8 protein-coding genes are annotated in these 7,425 nt (G+C 34.4%); 7 read left to right on the top strand and 1 reads right to left on the bottom strand.

Annotated features, from left to right (window positions below):
• Positions 1-261: addiction module antidote protein (locus ACR2MV_RS03540; RefSeq protein ID WP_434020520.1), on the top strand; the 261-nt coding region annotated here is incomplete at its 5' end.
• Positions 262-436: 175 nt separating this feature from the next.
• Here ACR2MV_RS03540 and ACR2MV_RS03535 read toward each other — a convergent pair.
• A complete protein-coding gene (locus ACR2MV_RS03535; RefSeq protein ID WP_434020519.1) occupies positions 437-793 on the bottom strand; it encodes a winged helix-turn-helix transcriptional regulator in 357 nt (118 codons plus the stop codon).
• A gap of 99 nt (positions 794-892) precedes the next feature.
• Here ACR2MV_RS03535 and ACR2MV_RS03530 point away from each other — a divergent pair, with 99 nt between their 5' ends.
• The 6 genes from ACR2MV_RS03530 to ACR2MV_RS03505 form a co-directional block, all read left to right on the top strand.
• Entirely contained in the window at positions 893-1,879 is a 987-nt protein-coding gene (locus ACR2MV_RS03530) for a zinc-dependent alcohol dehydrogenase family protein (RefSeq protein ID WP_434020518.1), read from the top strand.
• Positions 1,880-1,891: 12 nt separating this feature from the next.
• The gene (locus tag ACR2MV_RS03525) at positions 1,892-2,689 is read left to right on the top strand and encodes an SDR family NAD(P)-dependent oxidoreductase (protein WP_434020517.1); all 798 of its coding nucleotides are present in this window, start codon (positions 1,892-1,894) and stop codon (positions 2,687-2,689) included.
• Positions 2,690-3,613, top strand: a complete 924-nt coding sequence (locus tag ACR2MV_RS03520; protein ID WP_434020516.1) for an LLM class oxidoreductase — start codon at positions 2,690-2,692, stop codon at positions 3,611-3,613.
• A 187-nt stretch (positions 3,614-3,800) separates the two neighbouring features.
• Positions 3,801-4,712: a class I SAM-dependent methyltransferase gene (locus ACR2MV_RS03515; RefSeq protein WP_434020515.1), complete on the top strand. Its 912-nt coding sequence runs from the start codon at positions 3,801-3,803 to the stop codon at positions 4,710-4,712.
• Positions 4,713-4,896: 184 nt separating this feature from the next.
• The gene (locus tag ACR2MV_RS03510) at positions 4,897-5,751 is read left to right on the top strand and encodes a CPBP family intramembrane glutamic endopeptidase (RefSeq protein ID WP_434020514.1); all 855 of its coding nucleotides are present in this window, start codon (positions 4,897-4,899) and stop codon (positions 5,749-5,751) included.
• Positions 5,752-5,936: 185 nt separating this feature from the next.
• A partial coding sequence (locus tag ACR2MV_RS03505; protein ID WP_434020513.1) for a mucoidy inhibitor MuiA family protein occupies positions 5,937-7,425 on the top strand: 1,489 nt, incomplete at its 3' end.

Genomic DNA, 7,425 nt, shown 5'->3' with positions numbered 1-7,425 from the left:
GCTGATTATTTGGAAAGCAAAGAAATGATTGCGGATTATCTAAATACGGTTTTAGAAGAAGGAGACAATGCAGATGTAATAAATGCAATTGGACATATAGCTAAAGCAATCGGAATGACAAAAATTGCCGAGGAAACTGGTTTAAGCAGACCGAGTTTGTATAAAGCTTTGTCCGATGGAGCGAAACCTCAATTTGCAACAATTATGAAAGTACTAAAAGCAATCGGAGGACAAATCCAAGTGAACCCAATGTCATCGTGAAAAAATAACCCACAACAACAACAACAACAACAACAACAACAACGGGTATAAGTAATAGCTTCAATCCGTCTTCGAAATGAAAATCACATTAGAAAGAAACAAATAAATCAAAATCAACATTAGGGGAGAGCTACTGCTCATACCCAAAGCGTTGGCAACAAGCTAAATTGAACACCTACTTCGAATATTTTTCAACCACAGAATCGCCCCAATCCGCAATAGATTGAATTAACGGAATTAAAGTTTTACCGAAATCAGTTAAGGAATACTCGACTTTCAAAGGAGGTTTTGAAGTATAAACTTTTCTTTTAATCAGACCATCTTCTTCTAAAGCTTTTAACTGTAAGCTCAATGTTCTTTCGGTAACAGTAGGCATTGATTTTCTCAATTCGTTATACCTTAGTTTATCGTTCATTAAATGAAAGAGAATAACTGTTTTCCATTTTCCACCTATAATTCCCATTGTTAAACTTGCACAACAAGGGTATTCATTACCTCTGAAATTGAGCATTTTAGGTTCTGCTGTTTCCATATAATTTATACTATCATTTTTGACCGCTATTGCAAATATAGAATACTATACTTACTTTTGCAACTATAATTTTTATAGTATTAAAAAACACAAAACGAAATGAAAGCAATGACAATTAGTAAATATGGAGAAAACGCAAAATTTGAATCCAAAGAAGTTGAAACGCCATCTTTAAAAAGCGGTCAAGTATTAGTTAAAATTTCTGCATCAAGCATCAATACAGTAGATACAATGATTAGAAATATGGGAGAAAATTTACCGTTTTCACCTGCCACACCAGCGATATTAGGTATGGACTTTGCAGGAACAATTGAGAAAATTGGAACAGATGTTACTGGGTTTTCGATTGGAGATGAAGTCTATGGTTGTGCAGGTGGATTGGGAGATTTACAAGGAACATTAGCAGATTACATTGCTGCTGACAGCAAACTAATTGCTCGAAAAGCTAAAAATCTAACAATGAAAGAAGCAGCCTCACTTCCCTTAGTTGGAATTACAGCTTACGAAGGTTTAATTCGTGCAAATGTTAAAAGCGGACAAAAGGTTTTAGTACACGGTGGAACTGGTGGAGTTGGACACGTTGCTATTCAATTGGCTAAACATTTTGGTGCTGATGTTTACACAACTATCAGTAGTGAGAAACAAGCAGAAATTGTCAAATCTTATGGCGCGCAATCCATAAATTACAAATCAGAAACAGTTGAGGATTATGTAAAGAAACATACTAATGGAGCAGGTTTTGATGTCGTGTATGATTCTGTAGGTGGAGAAAACTTACTTAAATCTTTTGAAGCAACTGCTTTAAATGGTCAAGTTGCAACCACAGTTTCTTTGAACGAACTTGATTTAAGTACAATGCACTTTAAAGGATTATCGCTACACGTTGTATTTATGCTTATACCAATGATACACAATTTTAAGAGAGAACAACACGGAGAAATTTTACGCAACATAACTAAAATTGCCGAAGCAGGAGATTTGAAACCCTTACTTGATGAACAACAGTTTTCATTGGAAAATGTTGGAGAAGCTTATGTAAGACTTGAAAGTAAAAATGCAATAGGAAAAGTGGTTGTAGAAAATTAAAATTAATTAACAATGAAAACAATATTAATCACAGGAAGTACCGACGGAGTTGGTAAGTTAACCGCAACGAAACTGGCTAAAAGTGGACATCAAATACTTTTACACGGAAGGAATGCAGAGAAATTGAAAAATACACTTTTGGAAATTAAAGAACAAACGTCCAATGATAAAGTCAGCGGTTTTGTATCAGATTTAGCAGACTTCAGTAGCATCGAGAATATGACTGCCGAAATATCAAATGAATTTCCTTCAATTGATGTTTTGATTAATAATGCAGGAGTTTTCAATAGTCCTTTAGAGCAAAATAAAGATAATTTAGATATGCGATTTGCAGTTAATTATTTTGCCCCTTACCTGCTTACAAACAGATTATTGCCAATTCTTAAAAAAAGTAATTCGCCAAGAATCATTAATTTAAGTTCGGCTGCACAATCAACTGTTTCGATTGAAGCGTTACAAGGGAAAGAATCTATTTCTAGTCAAGCAGCTTATGCCCAAAGTAAATTAGCCTTGACAATGTGGAGTTTCGCTTTCGCAAAAGAGAACTCAGACATAGTATCTATAGCTGTAAATCCTGGTTCATTATTGAATACTAAAATGGTTCAAGAAGCCTATGGTCAATTTTGGTCTTCAGCAGATAAAGGAGCCAATATTTTGGTCGAGTTAGCTGTTTCAGAAAAGCACACAGAAAGTAATGGAAAATACTTTGATAATGACAAGGGAGTTTTTTCTAATGCTCATAATGATGCTTACAATCAGGGAAAAATCAATCAATTGATTTCTGAAACAAACAAAATTTTAAAATTATAGATGAGTATTTATTCTAAAATAGCATCCAAAGGTAAATTAACGTTAGGATTGGTATTCCCATTAGAAGCATATAGTGGTTCTATTGCAAAAATGGAAAATCAGGAACAACTCGCCAAAAGAGCAGAACAATTAGGTTTTAAAGCACTTTGGTTTCGAGATGTTCCATTTAATGACCCTAATTTTGGTGATGCTGGACAGCTTTATGACCCTTGGATTTATATGACGCACATAATGAATCAGACCAAGGAGATTGCTTTAGCAACAGGAAGTATCATTCTTCCTTTGCGTCATCCTGTGCATACAGCAAAATCTATAAACAGTCTTCAATTACTTTCTGAAGAACGACTGGTTTTAGGTGTGGCATCTGGAGATAGACCTATTGAATATCCTGCATTTAATCAAAGTTTAGAAAATAAATCAGAGCTCTTTAGAGATAGCTTTCATTACATCAAAGCATTGCAAGGAGATTTTCCAAACCATACATCAAAATTTTATGGAAGCACAAATGGTGGAATTGACTTATTGCCAAAATATTATAAACAAACACCAATGCTTGTAACGGGACATTCTGGACAATCATTAGACTGGATTGCAGAGCATTCAGATGGTTGGTTATATTATCCAAGAGATTTTAAAACATTGCAAATGGTAATGCATCAATGGAGAAAAGCATTGACTAAAGTAAAAAAAGATTGGAAACCCTTTATGCAATCCTTATATGTGGACGTCACTAAAGATTCAAATGTAAAGCCAACACCAATTCATCTTGGATTTAAATCAGGAACCGATTATTTAAATGCTCATTTGAAATTATTAGAATCGTATGGAGTAAATCACGTAATCCTGAATCTAAAATATGGTTCAAGACCAGCAAATGAATTGATTGAAGAAATTGGAGAAAAAGTTCTTCCTAATTTTTCTTGATACTAAAAGGCGAACCAAATAAAGCCAGTTGCCAACAACATATATAAAAAATAGCTGTTCAGAGCTAAACCTTTAGTTTGGTTCTTTTCTGCTATCTTTGTTTTAAGTCGAAAAATGGCACATATAAATCTGCTGCTTTTCATATACAAGACCGTTATAAGCAATACAAAACCAATAAGCACTAACCATGAGCGATTTGATATTTAGAAAGGATGGTACTGCTCAAGGAGTTGCGAAACAGCGATTAATTGAATCACTTGCTAAACCTGATAAACGTATTGTTTATGATCCTTATGCCGAAAATTTTGTGCTTGGGGCAGGAATTATTAAACTTATGGGACACAAGCTCAGTGTTTGGCTGACTAAAAAGTTCACTCCTGGGTTTCATGAACATTTAATTTCGCGAACTCGATTTATAGATGACCTAATTGAAAAATGTGCTGCTAATAAGGTTGAACAATATGTAATTCTAGGTGCAGGATACGACTCAAGAGCTCATCGTCTTAAACTACCATCTAGAGTAAAAATATTCGAAGTTGATCAGTCTGAAGTTCAAGAAAAAAAACGATCTAAACTTCCTGACGATATACCAAATACAGAAAACGTGACCTATGTGAGTATTGATTTCAATCACCAATCTATCAAAGATCAACTTTTGAATGCTGGGTTTGGTCAAAATAAATCAACCGTATTCACACTTGAAGGCGTGTCACAGTATATTACAAAAGAAGCATTAACCTCAACTTTGAATGAGCTTGCAGCTTTAACCCAAAATTCAAATGCAACATTCTTTATGTCTTATGTAAATAGACTTCTCCGTGAAGATCCAAAGTCCTGTTTTGGCAAGGGATATCTGAAAGCCGAAAAAAAAGCTGTATTAATACAAAACTTGGCAGCCAAATCAGGCGAACCATGGATATCATTATACTCGGCTGAAGAAATTGAAGATTTGCTTTCTCAAAATGAATTTTCATTAACAGAAAATAAAACCCTAGCTGATCTGAATTCCGAGTATTTTACTCCAATTGGAAGAACCATTCCTGAAAATCATATTTTCAAACTCGAACATTTTGTAGTGGCTCAAAGTAAAAGCTTATAACAATGTATAAAAATAATAGCCAAATCAGTCGTGAATTAAAGGGTTGTAGCCCGCTTCAACTTTCTTATAACTTGACAGGAATATGCCACGCTATTGTCTGCTATTCTTATACTCAACGTTAGACGAAATGTAACAAAACCAAAATCACTTCGTCTTCCAAAAACTAACCAATCATTTAACCAAAATGGTAGAAAATTTACCCGAACGAAAAGAAGCGTGGAAAACAATATTTTTGTTTCTTACAATTGTTATTGTTCTTACTTCGCCTTTCCATTATGCCATAATAAATTTATATCCTTCTCGAATATATATTGGAGCTATAATGTGGTGTCCTGCGATAGCTGCCTTTATCACCTTAAAAATAAAAGGACGTAAAATTTCATCTCTAAATTGGATTTGGGGAGATTGGAAATATATCCGATTATCTTATTTCATTCCTGCCTTATATGGTATAGTCACTTATGTGTTAATCTGGATTTTCGGATTTGGGGGTTTAGCAAATGGAGAAGCAATAACAGATTGGGGAAAAGAACTTGGTTTGATTGGAATCGGAACTTTAAATCCAACATCGATTGCAATCATAGCTATTATCTTATTAGGAACTATTGGAGTAATAAGAGCTGCAGCGACAACTTTAGGAGAAGAAATTGGATGGCGAGGTTTTTTCATTTATGAATTAAGAAAAGTTCTTTCCTTTACTGGTGTTTCTTTTTTTAGTGGTATTATTTGGGCAGCTTGGCATTGGCCGATACTTGTTTACTATAGTAATAATGTGCTATTGGAATTCATTACATTCTTTATAGTAATTATTTCTATGTCATTTATTATGAGCTACTATACTTTTAAATCTAAAAGCCTATGGCCAGCAGTAATTTTCCACGCAGTAAGTAATGTGTATATTCAAAAAATATTACCACCTCTAACAATGAAAACAGAAGGAACGAAACATTGGCTAGGCGAAAACGGAATTATGTTTGCTATTGTGACTTGTGTTTTTGGAATTTACTTTTGGAGAAAAGCAATTAAAGAAAAATTGTAATTTAAAACACAGCGCCTAACAACGTCTATAAAAAATAACTAATTAAGCGCAAGTCCTTAAAGCTTTGGCTTTTTTTAATACATTTATATCATCCGAAAAGTGGGTAGCTGCCAAACTCACTACTACTCATACCCAATAAGTTGGCATAATTCGCACTAAATCATATTAATTCAAATAAGTAAACGATGAGAAAAACACTTTGTATAATCTTGCTACTTTGCATAAATTTTTTAAATGGACAAGAAAGTGTAAAAACCAAAGAAATAAACTCCGAGGTTGAAGAAGTAACGGTCTTTTTAAAGGGAGCTCAGATAACGCGTAGTACCATGGTTCAAGTTGATCCAGGAACAACACTTTTAAAGTTTACAAACCTTTCTCCATTTATCCGTTCAAAAACGGTCCAATTAAAATCAATGGGTGATGTAACTGTATTAAGTGTTAATCATTCGAAAAACAATCTTGAGAAACTTGAGAAGTCGAGTGAGCAAGTAGTACTTGAAAAGAAATGGGAGGATCTTGTCAAGCAAATTGAAATAGAAAAAACTCATCTTGAAGTAATTAGTGAGGAGACCTCATTTCTTCAAGAAAACAAGAACATTGGAGGAAAGAATCAAACCTTGAACGTAGCCGACTTGAGATCAGCTACTGACTTTTATTCAAAACGATTGACGGAGTTAAAATTAACTGGAATAGAAAGACGAGAACGATTAACCAAACTTCTACTAAGTAAAAAAGAAATTGAAGAACAAATTAAAAATATTAGTAGTACAGACAAATTTGTGAAAGGTGAGATTCATGTCAAAATTGAAGCAAAAGCAGCCACACAATCAAATTTGGTTTTAACCTATTTGGTTAATAATGCAGGTTGGAATCCATCATATGATATCAGGGCTAAAAATGTAAATGAACCAATTGATTTACTATACAAGGCGAATGTGAGGCAGGACACCAAGGTTGATTGGAATAACGTTAAACTCACCTTTTCTTCGGTAGACCCAAGCACTTCAGGAATTGCTCCTGAATTAAAAACATATTTTCTCGACTACTATTCCGTTCCACCAACATATGGTAAAACGGTGAACGAAGTTTCGGGCTTTGTTTTTGATTCAGATAAATTGCCATTACCGGGCGCAAATGTAATGGTTAAAGGAACGTCAATCGGAACACAAACTGATTTTGATGGCTACTATTCATTATCCGTGCCTGATGCAAATAGCCAACTTGAGTACTTGTTTATAGGCTATAAAACCCAAGTCAAGCCTATTACAAATGAAGTGCAAAATGTGTACTTGCTAGAAGATATTCAAACCTTAGACGAGGTTGCGGTCACTGCTTTGGGTATCACGAGAAATAAAAAATCCCTAGGATATACAAGTCAGCATAAAGATGAGGCTGAAATGGATATGTCAGAAGATGTGGAGACTGAAACCATACCTATTCAACTTGCAGAAAACCAAACCTCTGTCGAATTCACCATCGATCAACCCTATTCTGTGAAGTCTGATAATCAAAGTTTTGCCGTAGATATGAAACGATATAACCTTCCGGCATCCTATCAATATTATTGTGTGCCAAAGGTGGAGAAAGCAGCGTACCTTATCGCATCTCTTGTTGATTGGCAAAAATATAATATGCTCGAAGGTGAAGCTAACATTTTCTTTGAGAAAACCTATG

It is taken from the genome of Lutimonas sp. (assembly GCF_051011215.1).
Lineage (GTDB): Bacteria > Bacteroidota > Bacteroidia > Flavobacteriales > Flavobacteriaceae > Lutimonas.
This window is presented reverse-complemented; position numbering and strand designations above follow the sequence as displayed.

Excerpts from the sequence above, each read along its gene's own strand:
- ACR2MV_RS03510 (WP_434020514.1), top strand. The coding sequence starts at position 4,897 with ATGGTAGAAAATTTACCCGAACGAAAAGAAGCGTGGAAAACAATATTT.
- ACR2MV_RS03535 (WP_434020519.1), bottom strand. The coding sequence starts at position 793 with ATGGAAACAGCAGAACCTAAAATGCTCAATTTCAGAGGTAATGAATAC.
- ACR2MV_RS03530 (WP_434020518.1), top strand. The coding sequence starts at position 893 with ATGAAAGCAATGACAATTAGTAAATATGGAGAAAACGCAAAATTTGAA.
- ACR2MV_RS03525 (WP_434020517.1), top strand. The coding sequence starts at position 1,892 with ATGAAAACAATATTAATCACAGGAAGTACCGACGGAGTTGGTAAGTTA.
- ACR2MV_RS03515 (WP_434020515.1), top strand. The coding sequence starts at position 3,801 with ATGAGCGATTTGATATTTAGAAAGGATGGTACTGCTCAAGGAGTTGCG.
- ACR2MV_RS03520 (WP_434020516.1), top strand. The coding sequence starts at position 2,690 with ATGAGTATTTATTCTAAAATAGCATCCAAAGGTAAATTAACGTTAGGA.